Below are 22,822 nucleotides of genomic sequence, written 5' to 3'. Positions count from 1 at the left end.
AGCCATGGCGAGTTCCTCTCGTTGAAGGGAACTCCATGGTCAGATCGACCCCTCTACCCGCTCAAGTCAAAATGGCAGTCGCGCCATCTCAGAACGAGGCGCCTCTCCCGCGAAGCGGGTTCGTGCATTAGGCGCAAAGCGGCCATTTAGGCCCGGGCGGACGTCAGTCGCCTTTGGATCATGGGCGTGAATTCGCGGGGCGGACGAGCGGCCGCTTAAGATCAAAACTCGGTCGCTCGAGGTAATTGGGTTTTGACCTCAGCGATACTCGAAGATCGACCTGAAAATCCCGGGCGCTATCACCGATAGCGGATTGACCTCCAGGTTCGGCTTGTTGGCGTTGCCCTTGAGCCTGTAGGTGACGCCGATCAGGCCGCGGTCGCGGCCGTTGCCGAGCAGTGCGCCGATCAGCGGCAGTTCGCCGAAGATGCGGTTTACGCCGTAGGCCGGCATGAACGTGCCGGTCATGTCCATATTGTTGTTCTGGTCGTAGAGCGTGCCCTGGAAGGTGGTGCCGATGCGCGAGCCGCGCAGCACGCCGTTGCGCAGCTTGAGATAGCCGCTGCCCTTATCGATCTCGCTGAAACCGCGCTCGAACTTCACCCTCGACGTGTCGAGATTGCCTTTGACCGCCTCGTTGAGGCTGCGGTTGTCGCCGGCCGGCGTCGTCGACACGATCGAGGCGAGCTTCGGCTCGTTGACGACAAAGAAGTTCTTGGCGTCGACCTGGCCTTTCATCGGACCGTCGCCGGCCCCGGTGAGCGCCAGCGTGATCGAGCCGCCTTCCATATGCTCGTAGATGTTGAGGAAGCGCAGTATGGCGCCGGCGTCGGCCGACTTCATGTTGAGCGTGCGCAGGCCGCCGCCGGCCGTGTTGCTGATGGTGATGGCGGCTCCCGAACTTGCCGTGGCGCTCACCTTGAGCCCGTTCACCCGGGAGCCTGCGGCGCTGTAGTCGAGCTTCAAATTCGACAGCACCTCGTCGTGGAAGCCGGTCAGGGAGCTGACGTCGGCACTGACCGAGATCGCATCGACGCCGGTGGTCTTAGTGGCGGTGTCGACATCGGACGTGAATTGCTTGATCAGCGAGCGTGCGTCCAGCGCGCTGCCGCTGACCTCGACCGCATAGGCCTTGCCCGACCGCTTCACCGAGACGGCGACGTCGTCGCCCCTGTTCAACGTGACCTTGCTGAACCGGGCCGAGGACAAGGCGCCGTTGACCAGCACGGCGCTGCCGTCGATGGAGAAGGTCTTGCCGTCGAGTTCGAAATTGGACAGCGTCGTGGTGTCGCCGGTCTTCGCCATGGCGAAGACCACCTTGGCGGGAATGCCGGGGCCCTTGCTCCAGCCGGCCCAGGGAATGTCCAGCCTGGCATTGGTCAGGTCGGCCGACACGTTCTGGTTGCCGGTGCCACTCTTGTCGATCGCCACCTTGATGGTTCCGGAAAGCAGCGTCGACAGGCCAGGCATGGCGGTGGCGCGCGTCTTGTCGTCGAGCACCAGCGCCACTTTACGACTGCGCGGCGGGCCGCCATCCCTGAGCGGCTCGATCAGGTCGAGCTCGGCCGGAATGCCGTTGAGCAGCGCCTTGGCCGAGATCACCGCCCGGTCGGGCGCGACCGTGATCGAGCCGTCGGCATGGCTGACCGTCTGGCCCTCGAACGGCTTGCCCAGCGACAGGTCCTTGTAGTCGAGCGCCACCAGCCAATCGAGTTTGGAAGAGTCGACACCGGACTGCAGCGGAATATCGGCCTTGACGTGGCCGGTCACCGTGCCGGACAGGTCGTCCGGCAGCAGGCCGACATGGCGCATGGCGTTGATCGGGTCAAAGGATGCCAGCTCGGCGATTGCCGGCGCCTCGCCGGCGACATCGATGTCGAGCGCGCCGATCACCGGCGGATGGTTCGCCGCCTTGACGGTGAGCGTGCCGTTGCTCGCCGCCACCGTGCGGCCGCTCGGCATATAGACGCTGCCCGACGACAGCGCGACGTCGACGTCATTGCCGTGGAAGCCGACGACGCCGACGGCATCGCGGATCGGCGGAATGCGACCGGCCGTGTCGAAGCGCGATCCTTCGACCTGGAATCGGCCGAACACTTCATCGGCCGAAAGCGGCACGCCGTTGCCGAGCCGTCCGGGCACGACCTGGAACTGCAGGCTGCCATCGACGACGCGGCCGCCGAACAGGTTCTTGAGCACCCACAGCCTGGCATTGCGCGCCGAAAACCAGGGCCATAATTGCTTGACGTGCGAGACCGGCATGTCGTGGACATTGAGCGCCACCGATATGCCCGGCGCCTGGTTGGCGACGAATGAAACCGAAGCCGTGCCCAGCACTTCGCTGCCCGGTCCGGACCGGACGCCGATCTGCTCGGCGACCAGTTTTTGGCTCGTCGGCTGGTAGACGCCGGCAATACGGGCAATGAAGCTGAGCGCCGGCTCCGGCGAATCCGAAGGCGCCAGGGTCGAACCGTCGCTGGTCAGGTCGTAACGATAGGATGGCTCCTCGCCCGCTGCGCCGGTAGCCGGCTTCGGCCCGATCGAACCGGCGAAATCGAAGGTCGAGCGGCCGGTTTTCACCAGCAAACTGTCGACCTGGATTTTGTTCGACCCGGCGACGAGTGTTGCATCGAGATCGATGTCGGCCGGAAGCAGGCCGCGCGAACCGAGATCGAGGACCGATCCGGTCAGTGACAGGGCAGCGGTCAGCCGCGAACCGTTGTCGCCGGTCCCTTCCGACCCCGCCAGCTTCAAGGCGATCGCACCCAATTTGCCACCTGTCGCAGTGTCGGCGTCCGCTGCCTGGATGCTGGCGTCCAGCGTGGTGATGCGTCGCGTCGCCGGATCGCGGGTGGCGGAAGCGGCGATGGTAAGCGCCCTGCCGTCGACATCCGCGTCGGATGAAAACTCCATGCTTCCCGGTCCCGACTGCGAGACGGAGGCGTCGGCGATGGTGACCGACTTGACCGATCCGGTCTCGGGCAGTGCCAGCTCGACGTTGCGCAGATCGATCTGGCGCATCGAATCCTCGCGCACCGCGTCGAGCGCGCGGTTGAGGTTGGCGAAGACGGCGGCGGAAAGTTTTTCCGGATCGATGAGGCCGTCCTGGTTGCGCAGCTCGGCCGTCCAGTCGCCGCCGGACGGCATTGCCGCCATGACGATGTGCGCGTCGGAAATCCGGGCGCTGGTCAGCCGTACCTCGCCCGAAAGCAACGGGATCAGCCGGATGCCGAAGCGGACCCGGCCGGCATCGGCCATTGGTTTTCCGTCGGCGGTCTTGAGGCTGACGTCGCTGACCTGCAGCGCAATGAAGCTCGACCCGTCAAGCGTCAGCCGGGCCGGCCCGACGGCAACGTCGACATCGAAGCCGGCCAATCTCTCGATTGCCGTTTCGGCTTCCGCGCGAAGCCGCTCCGAGCCGAAGCCGGACACGCCGATCGCGTAGACGCCGGCGCCAGCCAGCAGCACAAGGGCGACAAGGCCGGCAAACAGCCGCGCCATCAAACGGACGCCGCGACCGATCGACGCCTGGCCGAGCGGCGGGACGCGGCACGCGGACGGAAAGGTTCCCAGGTCGGTGATCTCGTCACGCCTGAACCTGATCTTCTCGTGCTGCGGTAGCTCCTGATCCACGCAATCTTCCGTTGAAACGAATTCGATCGTGGACGAATCCCCGCTCGACATTATATCGATGCAGCCTGGCGCGTAACTTCAAACAAGGGCATCGGTATGGCTGACCTCGACGTGGGCGATGTTGCGCCGCAGTTCGATCTTCCGCGCGACGGCGGCGGTTCACTCAGCCTCGCCGCATTGCTGGGAAAACCCATCGTACTCTATTTCTACCCACAGGACGACACCACAAGCTGCACCAACGAGGCGATCGGCTTTTCGCAGTTGAAGCCGGAGTTCGAGAAGGCCGGCGCCGTCGTCATCGGGCTCTCGCCGGACAGCGTCAAGAAACACGACAAATTCAAGGCGAAATACGATCTGAGCGTCGACCTCGTCGCCGACGAAGAGCGCAAAGTGATCGAAGCTTACCGTTTGTGGGTGGAAAAGAAGCTCTACGGTCGCACCTATATGGGCGTCGAGCGGGCCACGTTCCTGATTGGCCGCGACGGACGCATCGCCAGGATCTGGCGCAACGTCCGCGTCAGGGGGCACGCCGAAGAAGTGCTGGAGGCGGTTCGCGCCCTTTGAGAGCTGCGCCAGGCCGCTGTAATTCGATACCCGTTTTGCGCGAAGACCTTTGGTTGTCGTTCGATCCGGCAAAACTTTGTTAACCCTAATAATGTGTAATCAGGCTCGTCGTTGGTGTCGTAACGAAAGCTTGGTCCCGTGAACGTAGCCAGTCAGTCAGCGGTCTTCGGCAGACGCAGAGAGCCCCACACGGTCATCATCGCCCGGGGCGACCAGATAAGGCATTTCACCATACGCCCGTGGCTTGCGGCATTTTGCGGCTCGGCGCTGGCGGCGGTCGTCATCGGCTACCTGCTGGCGACCTCCTATCTGGTGCTGCGCGACGATCTGATCGGCGCCACGACGGCGCGGCAGGCGCGCATGCAGCAGGCCTACGAAGACCGCATCTCGGCACTGCGCAGCCAGGTCGACCGCATCACCAGCCGCCAGCTACTCGATCAGCAGCTGATGGAAACCAAGGTCAGCGAGCTGCTGGAGCGGCAGAGCCAGCTCAGCCTGCGTCACGGCCGCCTCGGCCCGATCCTCGAACGAGCCGAAAACGAGGTCGCAACGCCGCCGGTGCCGGCGGCAAAGCCGGACGAACATGCCGACGCGACCGGCAGCATCCAGCCGACGGCCTATTCCGTCGCCAGCCTTGCCGCCCCCCTTGCCGCTCCTGTGGGCGTTGACGACACCAGGCCGTTCTCGCTGTGGTCGACCCGCGCCGATCCGCTACCGAGCGAAAGCGCGGCCGACCGGGCAGACAAGCTCTTCGTTTCGATCAACAATTCGCTGAAGGCCATCGAGAGCCAGCAGCTCACCCGCATCGCCACACTTGCCGACAATGCCTACAAGAGCGCCGACGCGATCTCGCAGGCGCTCGAGGCCGCCGGCCTGCCGGTCGATAGCGAATTCGAAAAGAGCGACGTCGGCGGGCCGCTGATACCGCTCGACAGCTCGTTGGTTTTCGACAGCAAGGTCAAGGAGTTGGACGAGGCTCTTGACGCGCTGGACCATCTTAAAAAGGAAGCGCGCCGGCTGCCGCTCGCCAACCCCGCCCCCGGCCGCAGCGTTACCAGCCCATTCGGCGTGCGCACCGACCCCATCCTCGGCACGGCCGCCTTGCATTCCGGCATGGATTTCAGGGCGCCGATCGGTATGCCAGCCAAGGTCACGGCAGCCGGCGTTGTCGTCAAGGCCGGCTGGAACGGCGGCTACGGCCGCATGATCGAGGTCGACCACGGCAACGGTTTTGTTACGCGTTACGGGCATCTTAGCGAAATCGACGTCGCCGTCGGCCAGAAGCTCGATGCCGGAGACATCATCGGCAAGACCGGCAACAGCGGCCGCTCGACCGGCCCGCATCTGCATTACGAGGTCCGCCACAACGGCGAGGCAATCGATCCGCTGCGGTTTCTGACGGTCGGCAAGAAGGTCGAGCGGTATCTGTAGAGCCGGCGATTCATTCGGCGTGAAGCCTGTCGCGCGGCCAACCGCCCGCCTGGCAATATAAAGAATGGATCGCTTCAGCCCTCAGCAGCAGCCATGAACGCGCCGAGCCGCCGGTTGAACGGCTCACCGGTCTGCTGAACGCTGTGCCCCGCGCCGACGATCACGGCACGATCGGCACCAAGCACGTTTTCGAGCACATCGCAGACGGCGTCGAATGCTGCGCTGTGCCCGCCGGATACCACCAGTTTCGGGAACGGCGCATCGGCAAGTTGCCGAAGCGGAATTTCGGCCTCCCATGGCCCGCGTTCGACGACGAGCATGGCCGCGCCTTGCGCGAGTGGGGGCGGCAGCGGGTCTGGCAATTGTATCGCCGAGCCGACCAGATGGAGGAACTGGCGCAAGAAAAGCGCGGGATCGTCGCGGGGTCCGCTTTGCCAGTGGGTCTTCAGGCGCGTCACGAGTTCGTTGACGGCAACATCCCCGCGCGCAAGGTCAAAGGCCGGCGGCTCGATCACCGTGAGCGAACGGATTGCTCGCGGGCGCATCGCTGCTGCAAGAAGAGAGATGACGCCGCCATAGGAATGCCCGACCAGATGGACGCGGCTTTCGTCCCAGAGGTCATGCGTCCGATCGAGGAATCCGGCAACCAGTCTGGCGTCGACGACGAAATCCTCGCGTTCGGCAGGGGAACTTGATCCGTATCCGGGCCGGTCGACCACAACCAGCTTCCAGCGCTCCGCAAGCGGTAGCTGCGCGGACCATGTCATCATGCCGTTCGTGACGCTGCCGTGGACGAACAGAACCGGCGGCCCGTCGCCCCGCACCTCATAGCCGAGATCAATCCCGTCGAGGGTCAGCTTCGGCATCGCATCTCCTCCCGCAGACCGACGAGAGCAAGTATGCTCCCTGCAACGGAAAGGCGCAACGAACTCCGATCCCTGGCCGGCTCACAGCCGGGTTCCGAAATGGGCTTCAGGGCGCTGATCGGAATGCCGGCCAAGGTCATGCCTGGCGTCCCGTCCAGCCGGTGTCGCTTCATACTGGAAAGGTGGCCCATCCGCCGGCGGGCACGAATTCGCCGGCGTTAGAAGGACCTTGGCCACAGGCGAATTATTTTTGAATTCCATTTGACTGAATAAATCTTTAGTGCCAGTCTGGCCTCTCTCGGGGGCACAAGGCATGGCATTGCGCGGGACCAATCAGGAGTTCGGGCGGCCGTATAACCGGCGGATCGTGCTCGAATCCATCCGCCTTCACGGGCCGATCGCCCGCGGCGATATTGCCAGGCGGGTCGGACTCACCGTGCAGACGGTGTCGACCATCGTTCGCGAGCTGGAAGAGCACGGTTACGTGCTGTCGCTGCGCGAAGAGCCCAAGGGGCGCGGCCTGCCACCGGCAACGCTGCGCATCAATCCGGAAGGCGGCTATGCCGTCGGCATCCACGTCACCCCGCTGGGCATCAATGCCGCCCTGATCAACCTAAGCGGCGATGTTATCGAGAGCACCTACCGCGAAGCTCCAAATGCAACGCCCGACCACGCTTTCGAGCTGATCGGCGCCATGGTGCTCGAATTGACGGCATTGCGGCCCGGTGGCCGCGTTCTCGGCATCGGCATGGCGCTACCCGGACCGTTCGGCGTGGAGTCCATGAGCTTTGTCGGGCCGACCACCATGACCGGCTGGAAGGATGTGGCGCTGCGCGAGCGGCTGGCCGCCTCGACCGGACTGCCGGCCTTTTTCGAAACCGATATGGCGGCGGCTGCTATCGGCGAGCGCCTCTACGGTCTCGGAACGGCATATTCCGAGTATTACTATCTTTATTTCGGCGTCGGTCTCGGCGGCGTCATGGTGCATGACGGGGCGGCATTGCGCGGCGCCTGGGGAAACGCCGGTGAAATCGGCCACATTCCCGCGGTGCCGGGCGGCGAGCCCTGCCCGTGCGGCAATCGCGGCTGCCTCGAACGGTATCTCTCGCTCGAGGCGCTGCGGCGCCGCAACATCGCCGACGCCGAGTGGGTGAGCGAGATTGCGCCGATCTTCCGCAACGCCGTCACCATCATCGAAAACCTGTTCGATCCCGAAACCATCATCCTCGGCGGGCTTGCCTCCACCGACCTGCTCGAAAGGCTTGCCGGCGCGGCCGCGCACCTGCCCAACTCGGTGTCGGCGCGAAGCGACCGCACGACGCCCCGCGTCAGCGTCGCGCGCGGCGGCCAGCATGCCGTGTTGCGCGGCGCCGCCGCGCTTGCCGTTTCGGGGGTGCTTTCGCCGCGCTTCGGCCAGATCTTCACCGCCGAGCGCGAACGCGGGCGAGATCTCTTGCATAACAAAGGGATCGCGGCATGAGCGAACCGCTGCTGGTGCTCGACAACGTCGCCAAGAATTACGGCGCCATCGAAGCGCTGAAAGGCATCAGCTTTTCGATCGACAAGGGCGAAGTGGTGGCGCTTCTTGGCGACAACGGCGCCGGCAAATCGACGCTGGTCAAGATCATTGCCGGCGGCCTGGAGCCGACCTCCGGCCGCATGCTGTTCGAAGGCAAGGAATTCCTCGCCAAATCCCCCGCCGAGGCCAAGGCCGCGGGGATCGAGACGGTCTACCAGGACCTGTCGCTTTGCACCAATGTCGACGTGGTCGCCAATTTCTTCATGGGCCGCGAGATCACCAGGAAGGTTCTCGGCATTCCGGTGCTCGACGAGCGCGCCATGGAGCAGGTGGTGCAAAAGGCGCTGGCCAGCGCCGGCACCCGCATTCCCTCGCTTCGCACCAATGTCGAGCACCTCTCGGGCGGTCAGCGGCAGGCCATCGAGCTCAACCGATTCGTGCATTTTGGCGGCAAGCTGGTGCTTCTCGACGAGCCGTTCGCGGCACTCGGCGTCGAACAGACGCGGCGCGGCCTCGACATGATCCGCCAGGTGGCGAGCCAGGGCATCGGCGTCGTCATCATCACCCATATCATGCAACAGGCCTTCCAGGTCGCCGACCGGATCGTGGTGATCCGGCAAGGCGTCGTGGCGGGCGATGTCGCACGCAACAAAACAAGTCCCGACGCGGTGATCAACATGATCACCGGAGAGACGCTCGCCGGTGCCGGACCGGCGAACTGAGGGACAAATGAGGGGTCCGGCGCAAGAGGAGCGAACGACATGAAGAAAATACTTCTTTCCGTCTTCGGTATCCTGGCACTGGCCTTTGCCACGCTCACGCCGGCATTCGCCCAGTCCAAGGGCACCATCTACTACATGGTGCCGACATTGCTCGATGAGTTCCAGACCGGCTCGGTGAGCGCGCTGGAACTGTTCCTGAAGCAGGTCGGCTACGAGATGAAGACGTTGAACGCCGACAACAAGACCGACGCTCAGCAATCGCAGATGAACGACGTCATCGCGCTGAAGCCGGCGGCGATCATCCTTGCCGCCGTCGATTTCAATGCGCTGAAACCGTCGATCGAGGCGGCCCGTGCCGCCGGCATCCCGGTCGTCGAGTTCGACCGCCAGATCACCTCGACCCCGTCCGACTTCACCTCGGTGGCCGGAACCGTCGAGATCGGCTACGTCGCCGCCGACCAGGCACAAAAGCTCCTGACCGCGAAGAACGGCTCGGTGAAGGGAAAGATCCTGCAGGTGCTCGGCGATCCGGGCGATCCCTACACGCTCGACATCCAGAAGGGTTTCGAGGAGAAAATGAAGGCGTTCCCGGACGTCAAGATCATCTCGCTGCCGGCCATGCAATGGGAGGCCAGCAACGCCGGCACCATCGTTGCCGACCAGATGCTCGCCAACCCCGACATCGACCTGATCTTCAGCCATGCCGCGCATCTTTCGGTCGCTGCCGTCGCCTCGCTCGAGGCCGCCGGCAAGAAGCCGGGCGACGTCATGCTGATGAGCTCGAACGGCGCTCCGGTCGGCCTCGACCTGATCCGCAAGGGCTGGCTCAACGTCGAAGTCGAGCAGCCGCTCTACGCCCAGGCCGCGGCGGTCGCGATGTTCATGGACAAGGTGGTCAACAAGCAGGAGATCAAGCCCGGCGAATATGATGTGCTTGGCCTGAAATCAACCCTGACCAAGGAAGCGTGGGGACCGAACATCAAGATCCCCGGCGCTGCGATCACCAAGGAAAATGTCGATAACCCGGCCTTCTGGGGCAACATGAAGCCGCCGACCGAAACCATAAAGCCGGTCGAATAGCGAACTCGCCAGAAGCTCCGGGCCATGCCGGCCCGGAGCCCAGCCCTGCAGCCCGGGTGCGTTCGAACGAACGCGCGCGGGAATGCTGCAGCAATTTTCAACCACGCCTGATAGTCCGAAAACCGAGTGGTTTTTCGGGGTCGGCGCCAACCGGATCCTGAGATGAACCCCCGCACGCGCCAAACCCTCGAGCTCATCCTCGACAATCTTGTCTGGTTCATGCTGGTCTTCGTGCTGGTGGTCTTTTCCATCCTTATCCCGAACTACTTCCAACTCGGTATCTTCGCCAACATCATCGAGGCGTCGAGCGTGCTCGGCGTGATGTCGATCGGCCTGGCGCTGGTCATCATCGCCGGTCACATGGACCTGTCGGTCGAATCGGTCGCGGCGCTCAGCGCCATGGCGGTCGGCATCCTGTTCTGCTCGTCCGGCATCGGCCTTGGCATCCAGTTGCAGCCGCAATGGCTCATGGTTCCGGTTTCGCTGCTCATCGCGCTTGCCATCGGCGGCCTCATTGGCGCCTTCAACGGCTATCTGGTGGTCAGGGTCAAGATGAGCGCCTTCATAATCACGCTGGCTTCTTACATCTGGGTGCGCGGCCTGGTGCTGGTCATTTCCGGCGGCCGCTCGGCGCAGGACCTTGCGCCGGCGATCCGCTGGTTCGCCATCCAGCGCCTGCTCGGCCTGCCGCTCACCGCCTGGATCGCGATTGCCTGTTTCGTCATCTCTTCGCTGGTCATGGCCAAGACGCCCTTCGGCCGCCATCTGGTCATGATCGGTGGCAACGAGACGGCGACCTTCCGCGCCGGCATCCGCGTCAACCGCAACCTCGTCATAGCCTTCGTTCTCGCCGGCGCCATCGCCGGCCTTGCCGGCTGGCTGCTGGCGATCCGCACCTCCGGAGCCAGTGCCAATCTCGGTGCGGGATTCTTGTTCAACGCCTTTGCCGCCGTCGTCATCGGCGGCGTCAGCCTGAAAGGCGGTGTCGGCACCCTGCCCGGCGTCTATGCCGGCGTGCTGCTGCTCTCGGCGATCAACACGGCGATCAATTTGATGGGCCTGCCGGCCAATTTCACCCTGGTGATACACGGCCTGCTGGTGCTTGCCGCCGTGCTGCTCGACGCATTCAGGCAGACAATCCGCCAGAGGCTGGCATGACTAGCGATCTCGGAAGGCTTGTCGGCAAGGTGGCGCTGGTCATCGGTGCTGCCCGCGGCATTGGCAAGGCGATCGCGCAGCGCTTTGCCGAGGAAGGCGCAAAGCTCGTGCTGGCCGATACCGAGACCGAAGCCGGACGAGCAACGGCAGATGAGGTCGGCGCCCACTTCATTCATACCGACATTTCGCAGATGGCCGATGCGGAAGCCGCCGTGGCGCTGGCCCTCGACCGTCACGGCCGACTCGATATCATGGTGCAGAATGCCGGCATCTATCCCTGGCAATTGCTGGAAAACACCAGTTCCGACGACTGGGACCGGGTCATGGCGGTGAACTTGCGCGGCAGCTTCATCGCCGCACGCGCGGCGCTGGTGCCGATGAAGGCGCAGCATTTTGGCCGCATGCTGTTCACCTCCTCGATCACCGGCCCGCATGTCACCAGCCCCGGCCACGGCCATTATTCAGCGACCAAGGCCGGCATCAATGGGCTGATCCGTTCGGCTGCGCTCGAATTCTCGGGCTACGGCATTACGGTCAACGGCGTCGAGCCCGGCAACATCCTCACCGAAGGCATAGAGCAGCATCGCGGTGCGGCCTTCATCAAGAACATGGAAGACGCCATTCCGCTCGGCCGGCTCGGCAGCCCGCGCGACGTGGCCAACGCCTTCCTGTTCCTGGCCTCTGACGATGCCAGCTACATCACCGGCACGACCATCATCGTCGACGGCGGGCAGCTTTTGCCCGAGGGCAAGGATTTCCGGCTGCTGCCGCCATGATCCTCGATTTCGGCGGCGGTGTCTTCCTGCGCCGGGCGACCACCGCCGATCATGCAGCGCTTGCGATGATCTGTCTCAAGACCGGCGATGCCGGCAAGGACGCCAGCGGCCGCGAGGACGACCCGGAACTGCTCGGCCTCCTCTACACTATTCCCTACCAGGTGCTCGAACCCGAGCTGGCCTTCATTATCGATAGTCCCGCAGGTGCGGCCGGCTACCTGCTTGGCGCGGCCGATACGAGCGCTTTCAATGCCAGCCTGGCATCAGACTGGTATCCCGACCTTCAGCGGCGCGTGGCAGACCCGGGACCCGACAGCTCGCGCTGGCGCGGCAGCGACTGGGCGCGGCATCGGGTCCATCATCCCGATTTCGCTGTTCCGCCTGCGCTGACCGCCTATCCGTCGCATGGCCATATCGACCTGTTGCCGCAAGCGCGCGGGAAAGGCATCGGCAGGCGCGCGATGGCCTTCCTCGAGCAGGGGCTTGCCGCGAGCGGCTCGACCGGCATCCACCTCGAAGTCATGCCGGAGAACGATGGTGCGCTAAGGTTCTACAAGGCGATTGGATTTGAGGTGGTGCAGGACGCTGATTCATCGAAGCGTTGTGTTTATGTGGCGAAACGGATTGCTCACGCTCCGGCGATTGCAGGCTGATCTGCGACAGGCCAATCGCCCAAGTTGCAAAGAACCGGGAGGCCTATGGACGTACAATGCTGCCGTTCTGCAGCAGCCAGTTGCCCCGCGTGAACACCTTTGCCGCGGGAACGAAACCTTCGTCGCGTGCTCCACCGCAGACACGAAAGTCACCAGCATCAACACGGTGCGGGGCTAATCCGAGTGTTGGCGGAGCGTCTACTAGTGCAGTATGGGCGGCAGGGGAACATCCGCGACCGTTCCCCCGGCCACAATCGAGAGCACATAAAGCAGATAAATGGCTAATACCAACAGGGCGAGGAATGAACCGCTGGCAAAGACTCCTGCAACCGCGGCGTCGGGATAAGCTTCGACTTGTTCTTTCTTGAAGGTGTCTTCTTCGTTACGGGTTGTCTTCACAACCCGATCGCCTGGAAGCCGGTTTTTTTCAGCTTCCTTCGATATCTTATCCGCGAGATCTCCTGCGATCACGGGATCGTCCGGAAGATGACTCGCAAGCCATCCAGGAATATTTTCGCTCCCGCCCATGCCCATACGCAATTGAGATACTGCAAGTTGTAGCTTTCGGCAATCGTTTCCCTCATGAGAGGCAAGCAGATCAGACTTAAGTCCCTGCGGAAAGACAGTTTGAATCAGACCAAAGTCCGAGTAGCACAGTGGTCGGATGCGTCTCACCTGGCGATCAGCTTGAGCGGTGTAGCCCAAACTGAACACATCGAGGAAAATGGTGGGCGATGACGGGCTCGAACCGCCGACATCTTCGGTGTAAACGAAGCGCTCTACCAACTGAGCTAATCGCCCGCTCCGGGCCGGACCTTTAAGCAGTTAGGACCGGCTTCGCAAGGCCAAATGAGCGGCCAGTGGCTTGGCCGGGAGCCGGTTTCGGCAACAAAGTTCGGCTTGTCAAAAAACCTTCTGCTGTTTGCTGTTATGCTGTCCGGGTCCGCTTGACACCCGGTGGCTTACCCCTTATCCACCGCCCCAACGACGAACACGGCTGACACGTGCTCGTCCATGCGCGGGTGTAGCTCAGTTGGTTAGAGTGCCGGCCTGTCACGCCGGAGGTCGCGGGTTCGAGCCCCGTCACTCGCGCCATTTCTCCTTTGGGGTCACGTCCCCTGGTGTCGGAGAAATGTCGACGTTGATTTGTCAAAAACCGTCGTCGTTCATGATGTAATCCATACGGTCTCACCTCTTGGCGAGCAGCGCCTCGACTTCCTGCAGCGTCGGCATGGACGGCGCGGTGCCTGGGCGCGTCACCGAGATGCCGGCGACGGCGCAGGCGAAGCGCACCGCTTCCAGAGGTTCGATCCCCCTCGACAGCGCGGCAGCCAGGCCGCCGTTGAAGGCGTCGCCCGCGCCTGTGGTCTCGACCACCGGGCCGGCGGCGACCGCTGCGACATGCTCGGAACGATCGGCCGTGTGCAGCAGCGCACCGTTTTCGCCAAGCGTCACGATGACTGCCCCAACGCCCTTCTCAAGCAGGCTGTCGGCGGCACGGCGGGCGTCGTCGATCGAGGACACCTTGATGCCGGTCAGTTCCTCGGCCTCGGTTTCGTTCGGCGTGACATAGTCGCAAAGCGTGTAGATGCGGTCCGGAAGCCTGGCCGCGGGCGCCGGGTTGAGGATGGTGGTCACCCCTGCCCCGCGCGCGATCTCCAGCGCCCGCAGCGCCGCCTCGATCGGCTGTTCGAGCTGGGTGACGAAAACGCCGGCCGCGCGGATCAGGCCGGCATTTGCCTCGATATCGGCGGGCGAGATCAGCATCGCCGCACCCGGACTGACGATGATCGCGTTGTTGCCGCTCGTCTCCTCGATGAAGATATAGGCGGCACCGGTGTAGCTTTCCGGTGTGTCGATGACGGCGCTCTTCACGCCGGCGTGCGACCAGGTCTGTCTCGCCATATCGGCAAAGGGGTCGACGCCGAGGCGGGTAAGGAAGGTGACGTCGGCGCCGAGCCGGCCGGCCGCCACCGCCTGGTTCGAGCCCTTGCCGCCGGGGCCGAGCGTGAAGGACGTGCCCAGGATCGTCTCGCCCATGCGCGGCTGGCGGGCGGCGCGGTAGGCCGTATCGGCGACGAAGACGCCCAATATGACAACCGGCTTCATGACGATCGGATTCGCCGGCATCCCGCTACTCCGCATCCGGTGGCACGACGCCCTTGCGGAACGCAAAACAGCCATAGAAGCGGCGCTCGCCGGTCTGGATGACGCAATAGGCCTTCTTGGCGCGTTCGTAGAAGGCGTAGCGCTCGACCGAGATCATCGGCCAGGCCTTGCCCTCGGCGGCATCGATCTCTTTTTGCACTTCCTTCTGCACGGCGGGAATGTCGTCCGGCTTGCCGACGATCTCCATGCGCGCGGCGGCATCGTCGACGAAGGTGTCCAGCGGATAGAGCGACAGTACCGCCTTGACCACGTCGGCCGCCGACGCATCGATGCGCAGCAGCCGGCCAAGCACGGTCTGGCGCGCCACCGAATCGGACGGGAAATTGGTGTCGGCGATAATCAGATCGTCACCGTGGCCCATCGCCCGCAGCGCCTGCAGCACATCGGCATTGAGCAGCGGATTGATTCCTTTGAGCATGGCATTCCTCGCGAAGTTTGCTGGGGCGAAATCAGAGACGCTTGCCGGTCTCTGCGTCGAAGAGATGCACCTGGTCGAGCCGCGGTTTCAGGTGCAGTGTGTCGCCCGGCTTGAAGTCGTGGCGCTCACGGAACAGCGCCACCATCTCGCCCTCGCCGAAGCGCAGGAACACCAAAGTCTCGGAGCCGGTCGGCTCGACCACCGAAATCTTCGCCGGAACACCATCGGGATGGATTTCGAGGTGCTCGGGCCGCACGCCGTAGACGACATTACGGCCATCCTCGACGGCACTGGTCGCCGCAATCGGGAACGGCGTCCCGGCGATCTCGACGACGGGCTTGTCGCCCTTGCGCACGACGCCCTTGAGCAGGTTCATCGAGGGCGAGCCGATGAAGCCGGCGACAAACAGGTTGGCCGGCCGGTCGAATAATTCCAGCGGCGCGCCGACCTGTTCGATGCGACCGTCGCGCATCACTACGATCTTGTCGGCCATTGTCATCGCCTCGATCTGGTCGTGGGTGACGTAGATGGTGGTGGTCTTCAGCCGCTGGTGCAGTTCCTTGATCTCGGTGCGCATCTGGACACGCAGCTTGGCGTCGAGATTGGAGAGCGGCTCGTCGAAGAGGAACACCTGCGGGTTGCGCACGATGGCGCGGCCCATGGCGACGCGCTGGCGCTGGCCGCCAGAGAGCTGGCGCGGATAGCGCTTGAGGTAGGGATTGAGGTCGAGGATGTCGGCGGCGCGCTTGACCCGCTCAGTGACCACCGCCGGGTCGGTTTTGCGCAGCTTGAGAGCAAAGGCCATGTTCTGCTCGACCGTCTTGTGCGGATAGAGCGCGTAGTTCTGGAACACCATGGCGATGTCGCGCTTGGCCGGCGGCAGATGGTTGACGATGTGCTCGCCGATGGCGATGGTGCCGCCGGAGACCGTTTCCAGCCCGGCCACCATCCTCAGCAGCGTGGACTTGCCGCAGCCGGAAGGCCCGACCAGCACCACGAACTGCCCGTCGGCGATGTCGACGCTGACATCGTGCAGAACCTTGACGGTTCCGAACGCCTTGGCCACATTGCGGATCGCGACTTGAGCCATCATTCCCCCTTCAGTTGCCGTGAAGCTAAACAACGCAAACGGCGAGGGCAAGTCAGTCTCTTATAGATAAAAAACCCATTCACGTTGACACCGCACTTCGTTGTGCGAATAGTGACAGTGTCCGGCTTATGACCCTGTTCCGGGCGCACCGGTACGCTTGTCCGGCACTGAATGCCAAGCGTCGCGGGAGGGAGAATTCGGGCCGCTATTTACCGGAGTCGCTGTCGTTGGGGAACATAATCGGCGCTCCACCATCTGAACCAATTCACAATTGACCTTCTGGGAGGAACGAAATGAAAGTCAGCCTTTATAACCAACTTGTCCGCGCCGGGGCCACCCGCCGCGACGTGCTGAAGGGAGCGGCCAGCATGGCCGCCCTCGCGGCGGCCTCAAGCGCCGGGCTTGGTGCGCTGACGCGCACGGCTGCGGCCGCCGACGACCTGCGTGCGCAGATCCTGCAGATTCCGGGTGTCGGCAAGGGTCAGCCGACCGATGCCGACTTCCAGCAGGTCGGCGAGCTTTGCCTTGGCGCCACCAAGGCCAATGTCAAGGAAGGCGAATTCGCCGGTGTCGAACTCACCTTCATGGGCCTCAACAACCAGAACCTGCACAATGTGCTGTTTCGCGGCTTCCTGAAGCCGTGGGAGACCTATACCGGCGCCAAGATCAACTGGATCGACCTGGCGCAGGCTGACTACAACGCCCGCCTGCAGCAGTCGATCGCGACCGGCACCGTCGATTTCGACATCATCGAAATGGGGGCACCGTTCGAAGGCGACGTCTGCGGCAAGGGTCTCACCTCCGAGATGCCGGACTGGGTCAAGGACCAGATCGACATGAAGGATGTCGTGGCCTATCTGCAGCCGCCGGTGGGCACATGGGACGGCAAGCAATATCGCGTGACCGTTGACGGCGACGCACATAATTTCAACTACCGCACCGACGTGTTTGCCGATGCCGACCTCGCCAAGGCCTGGAAGGACGGCGGCGGAGAAGGCGAATGGGGCGTGCCGAAGACCTGGCAGCAGGTGCAGGCGGTGACGAAATTCCTCAAGGGCAAGCAGGTGAAGGGCCAGGATGTCTTTGGCTACCTCGATGCGCCCAAGCCCTGGGGCGGTTTCGGCTTCTATTTCCTCGGCAGCCGCGCCAGCGCCTACGCCAAGCATCCCGATGACAAGGCCTGGCTGTTCGATGCCGACACGATGAAGCCGCGCGTCAACAATCCGGCATGGGTGCGGGCGATCCAGGACGTCATCGATGCCCTGCCCTCCGAACCTGCCGACCAGATCAACGCCGACCCGAACACCACCGCCTTCCAGCAATTCCTGGCAGGCACCGGTTCGATGGTTACCTGGTGGGGCGACGTCGGTTCGAACGTCAAGACCAACGATTCCTCGGTCGTCGGCGACATCACCGGCTTCTCGATCCTGCCGGGCTCGGACGATGTCTACAACTCCAAGACCGGCCAGTGGGACAAGCTCGCCAGCGGCCCGAACCATGCGCCGAACTGCGCCTATCTCGGCTGGGGCGTTTACGTCATGGCCCGCGTCGACAGCGACGAAAAGAAGAAGAAGGCGGCATGGTCTGCCGCTGCCCACCTCGGCGGCAAGGACCTGTCGCTCTGGTGCGCGGCCTATCCGTCGGGTTTCCAGCCCTATCGCAACTCGCATTTCAACATTCCGGAATGGGTGGCGGCGGGCTACGACGAGGCGTTCATCACCTCGTATCTGAAGTCGGAAGCCGACAGCTACAACCATCCCAACGCGGCGATCGAGCCGCGCATCCCCGGCATCTTCCAGTACTACAGCGCCGCCGAGGACATTTTGGCCAACACCTTTGCCGGCAAGATGAAGGCGCAGGAAGGCGCCGATGCCATCGCAGCCGCCTGGGAGAAGCTGACCGACCAGATCGGCCGCGACAAACAGGTCAAGCTCTACAAGGCATCGCTCGGCATGTAGGCTGAGATCGTGAAACCTCGTCCGGCGGCGCACAGCCGCCGGACATCCGCTTTACCGGCCCGGCCTCGATCGGCTCGGCCGGTCATCGAGCCTCCTGTGAACAGGCAAGACGCGTGGCTGACCGGACCCTGGCTGACCAGACTTTGTCGACAAGTGAATGGCCGGCAGGCGCCGTGCCATCCGACCTGATTCCGCGGAGCCGCAAACGGCTTGGCTGGGCGCTGATGGCTGCTGCGACGCTCGGCCTTCTGGCGGTGATCGCGCTGCAAATCCTCTACAAGAGCGAGGTCGACACTATCGGCTTCGACACCTGGCGGCCGGTGGTCTACGCCTACGTGCTGTGGGGTGTCGCGCTCGGCATCGGCCAGGTGCTGACGCGCGGCGAGGACGGCCAGCGCGCTCTGTTCCTGCTGCCGGCGCTGCTGTTTACCATTGCCATGGTGATCTTCCCGACGCTGTTCGGCTTCTACATCGCGCTGACCGACTGGAACCTCAGTTCCTTCAGCGGACGGCAGTTCAACGGGCTCGACAATTTCTGGCAGATGCTGAACGACGCCTATTATCGCAACGCGCTGTTCAACATGGTGCTCTACGTGCTGGCGGTGTTCGTCGAATATGTCATCGCCTTCGGCCTGGCGCTGCTGCTCAACGCGCAGATTAGGGCACGAAAATTCTTCCGCGTCGTGTTTCTCATGCCGCTGATGCTGTCGCCGGTGGCGGTGTCGTGGATGATCGGCAAGTCGCTGATGGAATACCGCTTCGGGCCCGCCGCGACGCTGGCGCGCCACCTCGGCTGGGAAAACCCGGCCTTCTTCTCCAACCCGATCACCGCCCGCATCTCGATCATGGTGCTCGACGCGTGGACGTTCATCCCGTTCATGATGATCATGCTGCTCGCCGGCCTGCAGGCGATGTCGCGCGAGGTGCTCGAGGCAGCGCGTGTCGATGGCGCCACTGCCTGGCAGACTTTCTGGCAGGTCACCTTCCCGCTGATGCTGCCGGTGTCGGTGACGGCGGTCATCCTGCGCATCATCTTCAAGCTGAAGCTCGCCGACATCATCATCACCGTCACCTCCGGCGGCCCGGGCGGCGCGACGGATTCGGTGTCCAGTTTCATCTACCGCGAGTATCGCGACCGCTCGAACGTCGGCTACGGCACGATGCTGGCGATGGCCTATTTGATCATCATCATCGTGTTCGTGACCTGGCTGCTGAAGTTCGCCAGCCGCTTCGTGCGCAACGTCAACTGACCGGGCCGGCAAGATGAGCGTTCAGACCACCGACTATGCCGCTTCCGAAATCCGCTCGCCGGCGAGCTTCGTCGCCAACCGCGTCTTCATCTACGGCGCGCTCATCTTCTGGGCTTTCATCTGCCTGTTCCCGATCTATTGGACGATAACCACTTCGTTCAAGACCGCGGTCGACGTCACCCAGGGCCATCTGATCCCGTTCGTCGACTTCCGGCCCGACTGGAAAGGCTGGCGTTCGCTCGGCCTGTCGCCGGACTCGATCTTTCGGACGTCGACGGTGCGCGACGAATTCATCAAGCGTTTCATGAATTCGGTCATCACTTCGGTCGGCGCGTCGAGCCTCGCCATCGTCATCGGCAGCCTCGCCGCCTACGGGCTGACCCGCTATCGTTACAAGTTCGCCTGGTTCAGGAACGAGGATATTTCCTTCTTCTTCCTGTCTCAGCTGATCCTGCCGCCGGTGGTTTTGGCCTTGCCCTTCCTCGTGCTTTACCGGGAGGTCGGCCTGCTCGACACACGCGTCGGGCTGATCCTGCTCTATACGCTGATGGTGCTGCCGATCGTCATCTGGATCATGCGCGACCAGTTCAACTCCATCCCGGTGGAGCTGGAGGAGGCAGCACTCGTCGACGGCCTGTCGATCTGGGGCGCCTTCTTGCGCATCGTCATGCCGATCGCGCTGCCGGGCATGGTCGCCGCCTTCATCCTGGCGATGGTGCTGTGCTGGAACGAGTATTTCTTCGCCGCGCTTTTGACCTCGACCGACGCAAAGACCATCCCTGTCATGGTGGCCAGCCAGACCGGCTCACAAGGCATCAACTGGTGGTCGATGGCAGCGCTTGCCACCGCCGCCATCACGCCGCTCGCCGTCATCGGCATCGCGCTCGAGCGTTACCTGATCATGGGCATGACAGCGGGCGCGGTGAAATAACTGCGCCGGCTCTCCCTTCTCCCCTTGTTGCGGGAGAAGGGAAAAGCGCGCTAACCCGAAAGTGTTGCTCGCAAATGCTCGAGGATCATGGCAACCCCTTTTTGCCCCAATTCCGCCGAAGCTTCGGGCGCACTTGCCGTGTACCAGCCGGTGTTGTCGGCGAAGCGGCCGGCATCCACCGCCTCCGGGCACAGCGCCAGCATCAGCGACGTCTCGCCGATGCCGGCATGGTCGAACGGGTACTGGCTGTGCAGTGAGGCCGGCATCAGCGGATGCACCTGCACCCAGTTGAAGAAATTGCTGCCCTCGGCGTGTTCGGCATAATAGTCAGCCATCGCCGCAGAGCCCCACCAGCCTTCGCCACGTTCTTTCTCCAGGAAGCGGAAGATCGCCTGCCGGCCGGCGGCCTTGAAGGCGAGATCGGTTGGCATGCCGGCGGCAAAATTTTCGGTCTGGTGGTGAATGATGGCGTGGATGTTGCGGAAGCCGATGCGCAGCAGGCTATAGAACAGTTCTTCCGCAAATGGCGCCAGCACATTGCCGCCGACCTGCAGCGAACCACTGCCCTCCGGTGCTGCAACAGCATAGCTCGCCGCGCCGTAATAGAAGGGCGGCAGAATGACGATCTCGGCTTCTTTTTCGAACAGTTCCAGGCTCTTGACCACCGCCAGCGTGTCCATGCCGACGGCCATGTGCTCGCCGTGATATTCAAGCACACCCAGCGGCAACACGACCGGCCGGTTTTCGGCGATCACCTTGCGTATCTGATGCGGCAGCATCAATTCGTAGCGCATGACACCTACTCCATATTGGTGTGGCGGCCGCGCATCGCTCCCGGCGAGACGCCGGTCAGATCCCTGAGCTTCAGCACCATCACTTCGAAGAGGACGAACAGCGCACCTTCGAAAACCGAGCCCATCGGCAGGACGGATGTCTTTTCCTGCCCCTGGTCGTCGGCCATGGTCTGAGCCGGGATAAGCAGTGTGAGGTCGGCCAGCTTCGCGGCAGTGCTGTCGGCTTGCGCGGTGAGCAGCAGGACGGTGGCACCGACCTCGCGCGCGACCTGCATCAAGGTCAGCACCGTCGACGTCTCACCCGGGCCGGAACTGGCGAGGAAGACATCGCCCGCGCCCAGCGGCGGCGTGGTCATGTCGCCGACGACCGACACCGGCAGACCGAGATGATAGAGCCGCATGGCAAAACCCTTGACCTGCAGCGCCTCGCGGCCGCAGCCATAGGTGACGATCTTTTTCGCACCGGCCAAGATGGCGCAAGCGGCGTCGATGCGGCTTGCGTCGATACGCTCCAGCACGGTGCCAAGCTCGTTCAGCGCAATCCCAAACAGGTTTTCGCCGGCGTCCGTCATGACATTTGCACCAGCCTGCCGGTGCCGGAGAACCATTTGAATATCTTAGTCACCTTTGCCCCGAACAGCTTGTTTTCATTCATGCTATCACCGCGAAAATCGGTGTCCAACGACACGCAGTGCTTTTGATGCGCTACAGCCGTGATAGTGTCACGGCAAATCGTGAATGAGGAAACGACGACATATGAAGACACGGCATTTCGACCGCATCGGCAATGGCGGCATCACCTTCACCGAGCTCGGCTTCGGCACCGCACCGCTCGGCAATCTTTACCGCGCCGTCTCCGACGAGGATGCCAATGCTACGCTGGAGGCGGCATGGCGGGTCGGCTGCCGCTACTTCGACACCGCGCCGCTTTATGGGCTGGGCCTAGCCGAAACGCGGCTCAATCCGTTCCTGCGTTCGAAGAAGCGCGACGACTACGTGCTGTCCAGCAAAGTCGGGCGCATAATGCGCGCCTGCCCGCCGGAACAGCGCACCGGCATCGGCAAATTCTTCGACACCCCATCGCGCCGAGAGGTCTACGATTACAGCTATGACGGCGTCATGCGCTCCTTCGAAGCCTCGCTGGAACGGCTCGGCGTCGACCGCATCGACATCCTCTTCGTGCACGATGTCGACATCTTCACCCATGGCAGCAAGGAAGCCTCGGACCAGCGCATCCAGGAATTCATGAGCTCCGGCTACTACGGATTGCTGGCATTGCGCGACCAGGGCGTGATCAAGGCTTTCGGCGGCGGCATCAACGAGTGGCAGGTTGCCCAGACGCTGGCCGAGCGCGGCGATTTCGATCTGTTCCTGCTTGCCGGGCGTTACACGCTGCTGGAGCAGGAAGCGCTGCAGTCTTTCCTGCCGCTATGCCAGCAACGCGGCATCGGCATCGTTCTCGGCGGGCCTTACAATTCCGGCATCCTGGCAACCGGGCCGAACCCCGGCGCCTACTACAATTATTCGGAGGCGCCGCAGGACATCATCGACCGCGTCACCCGCATCGAGGCCGTCTGCAAACGCCACGGCGTGCGCCTGATCGAGGCGGCGCTGCAGTTCCCGCTGCTGCATCCTTCCGTCGTCTCGGTAATCCCCGGCGGCCAGCGGCCGGGCGAAGTCGAAAGCAATCGCTCCCTGCTCGACGCAAAGCTGCCATCGGCGCTGTGGACCGATCTCAAGAAAGAAGGCTTGATGCGCACGGACGCGCCGACGGCATAGCGCCGCCTTTTCCAACAGAAAAGAAAAACCG

20 protein-coding genes and 2 tRNA genes are annotated in these 22,822 nt (G+C 63.3%); 13 read left to right on the top strand and 9 right to left on the bottom strand.

Features of this window, described 5'->3' with window-relative positions; genetic code table 11:
- Window positions 1-258 precede the first annotated feature (258 nt).
- Window positions 259-3,633 carry a hypothetical protein gene (locus NKH30_RS18885; protein WP_352996543.1) on the bottom strand — a complete coding sequence of 1,125 codons (3,375 nt, stop codon included), beginning with the start codon at window positions 3,631-3,633 and terminating at the stop codon, window positions 259-261.
- Window positions 3,634-3,729: 96 nt separating this feature from the next.
- On the opposite strand from NKH30_RS18885, the gene NKH30_RS18880 reads away from it, so the two are divergent.
- Together NKH30_RS18880 and NKH30_RS18875 are read left to right on the top strand one after the other, a co-directional pair.
- On the top strand, window positions 3,730-4,197 hold the full coding sequence (locus NKH30_RS18880) for a peroxiredoxin (RefSeq protein ID WP_352766847.1): 468 nt from the start codon (window positions 3,730-3,732) through the stop codon (window positions 4,195-4,197).
- A gap of 138 nt (window positions 4,198-4,335) precedes the next feature.
- On the top strand, window positions 4,336-5,628 hold the full coding sequence (locus NKH30_RS18875; protein ID WP_352745729.1) for a M23 family metallopeptidase: 1,293 nt from the start codon (window positions 4,336-4,338) through the stop codon (window positions 5,626-5,628).
- Window positions 5,629-5,702: 74 nt separating this feature from the next.
- Here NKH30_RS18875 and NKH30_RS18870 read toward each other — a convergent pair whose 3' ends face one another.
- Window positions 5,703-6,494, bottom strand: a complete 792-nt coding sequence (locus NKH30_RS18870; RefSeq protein WP_352898360.1) for an alpha/beta fold hydrolase — start codon at window positions 6,492-6,494, stop codon at window positions 5,703-5,705.
- 313 nt (window positions 6,495-6,807) lie between these two features.
- Here NKH30_RS18870 and NKH30_RS18865 point away from each other — a divergent pair, with 313 nt between their 5' ends.
- From NKH30_RS18865 to NKH30_RS18840, 6 genes are all read left to right on the top strand, one after another.
- The gene (locus NKH30_RS18865) at window positions 6,808-7,974 is read left to right on the top strand and encodes an ROK family transcriptional regulator (RefSeq protein WP_352619162.1); all 1,167 of its coding nucleotides are present in this window, start codon (window positions 6,808-6,810) and stop codon (window positions 7,972-7,974) included.
- Window positions 7,971-8,735, top strand: a complete 765-nt coding sequence (locus NKH30_RS18860) for an ATP-binding cassette domain-containing protein (protein ID WP_352471950.1) — start codon at window positions 7,971-7,973, stop codon at window positions 8,733-8,735. The genes NKH30_RS18865 and NKH30_RS18860 overlap by 4 nt, the downstream gene beginning before the upstream one ends.
- 39 nt (window positions 8,736-8,774) lie before the next feature.
- Window positions 8,775-9,815, top strand: a complete 1,041-nt coding sequence (locus NKH30_RS18855; protein ID WP_352501557.1) for a sugar ABC transporter substrate-binding protein — start codon at window positions 8,775-8,777, stop codon at window positions 9,813-9,815.
- Between the two features lie 162 nt (window positions 9,816-9,977).
- Window positions 9,978-10,973 (top strand): ABC transporter permease, encoded by a 996-nt coding sequence (locus NKH30_RS18850; protein WP_352542603.1) that lies wholly within the window; start codon window positions 9,978-9,980, stop codon window positions 10,971-10,973.
- Window positions 10,970-11,749, top strand: coding sequence for an SDR family NAD(P)-dependent oxidoreductase (locus tag NKH30_RS18845; RefSeq protein ID WP_352542604.1), 780 nt, complete (start codon window positions 10,970-10,972; stop codon window positions 11,747-11,749). The genes NKH30_RS18850 and NKH30_RS18845 overlap by 4 nt, the downstream gene beginning before the upstream one ends.
- Entirely contained in the window at window positions 11,746-12,402 is a 657-nt protein-coding gene (locus NKH30_RS18840) for a GNAT family N-acetyltransferase (protein WP_352996539.1), read from the top strand. Before NKH30_RS18845 ends, NKH30_RS18840 begins: the two co-directional genes overlap by 4 nt.
- A 201-nt stretch (window positions 12,403-12,603) precedes the next feature.
- Here the strand turns inward: NKH30_RS18840 and NKH30_RS18835 are convergent, their stop codons facing one another.
- On the bottom strand, window positions 12,604-13,107 hold the full coding sequence (locus NKH30_RS18835) for a hypothetical protein (RefSeq protein ID WP_352471956.1): 504 nt from the start codon (window positions 13,105-13,107) through the stop codon (window positions 12,604-12,606).
- A gap of 20 nt (window positions 13,108-13,127) precedes the next feature.
- Window positions 13,128-13,203, bottom strand: a tRNA-Val gene (locus tag NKH30_RS18830).
- Between the two features lie 217 nt (window positions 13,204-13,420).
- Between NKH30_RS18830 and NKH30_RS18825 the strand changes: the two genes are divergently transcribed.
- Window positions 13,421-13,497: transfer RNA gene (locus NKH30_RS18825), tRNA-Asp, on the top strand.
- A 93-nt stretch (window positions 13,498-13,590) separates the two neighbouring features.
- Here NKH30_RS18825 and rbsK read toward each other — a convergent pair.
- From rbsK to NKH30_RS18810, 3 genes are read right to left on the bottom strand one after another with little or no spacing between them, the layout of a single operon-like run.
- Window positions 13,591-14,532 carry a ribokinase gene (rbsK, locus tag NKH30_RS18820; protein WP_352501556.1) on the bottom strand — a complete coding sequence of 314 codons (942 nt, stop codon included), beginning with the start codon at window positions 14,530-14,532 and terminating at the stop codon, window positions 13,591-13,593.
- Window positions 14,533-14,536: 4 nt separating this feature from the next.
- Window positions 14,537-14,989, bottom strand: coding sequence for an RbsD/FucU family protein (locus NKH30_RS18815; RefSeq protein ID WP_352471958.1), 453 nt, complete (start codon window positions 14,987-14,989; stop codon window positions 14,537-14,539).
- A gap of 31 nt (window positions 14,990-15,020) precedes the next feature.
- Window positions 15,021-16,079, bottom strand: a complete 1,059-nt coding sequence (locus NKH30_RS18810; protein WP_352996538.1) for an ABC transporter ATP-binding protein — start codon at window positions 16,077-16,079, stop codon at window positions 15,021-15,023.
- Window positions 16,080-16,372: 293 nt separating this feature from the next.
- On the opposite strand from NKH30_RS18810, the gene NKH30_RS18805 reads away from it, so the two are divergent.
- The 3 genes from NKH30_RS18805 (at window position 16,373) to NKH30_RS18795 (ending at window position 20,218) form a co-directional block, all read left to right on the top strand.
- Window positions 16,373-18,037: an ABC transporter substrate-binding protein gene (locus NKH30_RS18805; RefSeq protein WP_023674663.1), complete on the top strand. Its 1,665-nt coding sequence runs from the start codon at window positions 16,373-16,375 to the stop codon at window positions 18,035-18,037.
- A 128-nt stretch (window positions 18,038-18,165) separates the two neighbouring features.
- Window positions 18,166-19,287 (top strand): carbohydrate ABC transporter permease, encoded by a 1,122-nt coding sequence (locus tag NKH30_RS18800; protein ID WP_352456633.1) that lies wholly within the window; start codon window positions 18,166-18,168, stop codon window positions 19,285-19,287.
- Window positions 19,288-19,300: 13 nt separating this feature from the next.
- Entirely contained in the window at window positions 19,301-20,218 is a 918-nt protein-coding gene (locus NKH30_RS18795; protein ID WP_352614125.1) for a carbohydrate ABC transporter permease, read from the top strand.
- Between the two features lie 50 nt (window positions 20,219-20,268).
- Here NKH30_RS18795 and NKH30_RS18790 read toward each other — a convergent pair whose 3' ends face one another.
- Both NKH30_RS18790 and hxlB read right to left on the bottom strand, forming a co-directional pair.
- Complete coding sequence (locus NKH30_RS18790) at window positions 20,269-21,012, bottom strand: creatininase family protein (protein ID WP_352833280.1); 744 nt, start codon at window positions 21,010-21,012, stop codon at window positions 20,269-20,271.
- A gap of 5 nt (window positions 21,013-21,017) precedes the next feature.
- The gene (gene hxlB, locus NKH30_RS18785; RefSeq protein WP_352932923.1) at window positions 21,018-21,584 is read right to left on the bottom strand and encodes a 6-phospho-3-hexuloisomerase; all 567 of its coding nucleotides are present in this window, start codon (window positions 21,582-21,584) and stop codon (window positions 21,018-21,020) included.
- A gap of 184 nt (window positions 21,585-21,768) precedes the next feature.
- Here hxlB and NKH30_RS18780 point away from each other — a divergent pair, with 184 nt between their 5' ends.
- On the top strand, window positions 21,769-22,791 hold the full coding sequence (locus NKH30_RS18780) for an aldo/keto reductase (protein ID WP_352681991.1): 1,023 nt from the start codon (window positions 21,769-21,771) through the stop codon (window positions 22,789-22,791).
- Window positions 22,792-22,822 lie beyond the last annotated feature (31 nt).

It is taken from the genome of Mesorhizobium sp. M1273 (assembly GCF_040318195.1).
Lineage (GTDB): Bacteria > Pseudomonadota > Alphaproteobacteria > Rhizobiales > Rhizobiaceae > Mesorhizobium.
Note: the sequence above shows the minus strand (reverse complement) of the source record. Positions and strands in the feature narration are given on the sequence as shown.

Bases quoted from the DNA above. Each gene is read 5' to 3' on its own strand.
- NKH30_RS18880 (WP_352766847.1), top strand. From the start codon at position 3,730: ATGGCTGACCTCGACGTGGGCGATGTTGCGCCGCAGTTCGATCTTCCG.
- NKH30_RS18870 (WP_352898360.1), bottom strand. From the start codon at position 6,494: ATGCCGAAGCTGACCCTCGACGGGATTGATCTCGGCTATGAGGTGCGG.
- NKH30_RS18865 (WP_352619162.1), top strand. From the start codon at position 6,808: ATGGCATTGCGCGGGACCAATCAGGAGTTCGGGCGGCCGTATAACCGG.
- NKH30_RS18860 (WP_352471950.1), top strand. From the start codon at position 7,971: ATGAGCGAACCGCTGCTGGTGCTCGACAACGTCGCCAAGAATTACGGC.
- NKH30_RS18855 (WP_352501557.1), top strand. From the start codon at position 8,775: ATGAAGAAAATACTTCTTTCCGTCTTCGGTATCCTGGCACTGGCCTTT.
- NKH30_RS18850 (WP_352542603.1), top strand. From the start codon at position 9,978: ATGAACCCCCGCACGCGCCAAACCCTCGAGCTCATCCTCGACAATCTT.
- NKH30_RS18845 (WP_352542604.1), top strand. From the start codon at position 10,970: ATGACTAGCGATCTCGGAAGGCTTGTCGGCAAGGTGGCGCTGGTCATC.
- NKH30_RS18840 (WP_352996539.1), top strand. From the start codon at position 11,746: ATGATCCTCGATTTCGGCGGCGGTGTCTTCCTGCGCCGGGCGACCACC.
- rbsK (WP_352501556.1), bottom strand. From the start codon at position 14,532: ATGCCGGCGAATCCGATCGTCATGAAGCCGGTTGTCATATTGGGCGTC.
- NKH30_RS18815 (WP_352471958.1), bottom strand. From the start codon at position 14,989: ATGCTCAAAGGAATCAATCCGCTGCTCAATGCCGATGTGCTGCAGGCG.
- NKH30_RS18810 (WP_352996538.1), bottom strand. From the start codon at position 16,079: ATGGCTCAAGTCGCGATCCGCAATGTGGCCAAGGCGTTCGGAACCGTC.
- NKH30_RS18805 (WP_023674663.1), top strand. From the start codon at position 16,373: ATGAAAGTCAGCCTTTATAACCAACTTGTCCGCGCCGGGGCCACCCGC.
- NKH30_RS18795 (WP_352614125.1), top strand. From the start codon at position 19,301: ATGAGCGTTCAGACCACCGACTATGCCGCTTCCGAAATCCGCTCGCCG.
- NKH30_RS18790 (WP_352833280.1), bottom strand. From the start codon at position 21,012: ATGCGCTACGAATTGATGCTGCCGCATCAGATACGCAAGGTGATCGCC.
- hxlB (WP_352932923.1), bottom strand. From the start codon at position 21,584: ATGACGGACGCCGGCGAAAACCTGTTTGGGATTGCGCTGAACGAGCTT.
- NKH30_RS18780 (WP_352681991.1), top strand. From the start codon at position 21,769: ATGAAGACACGGCATTTCGACCGCATCGGCAATGGCGGCATCACCTTC.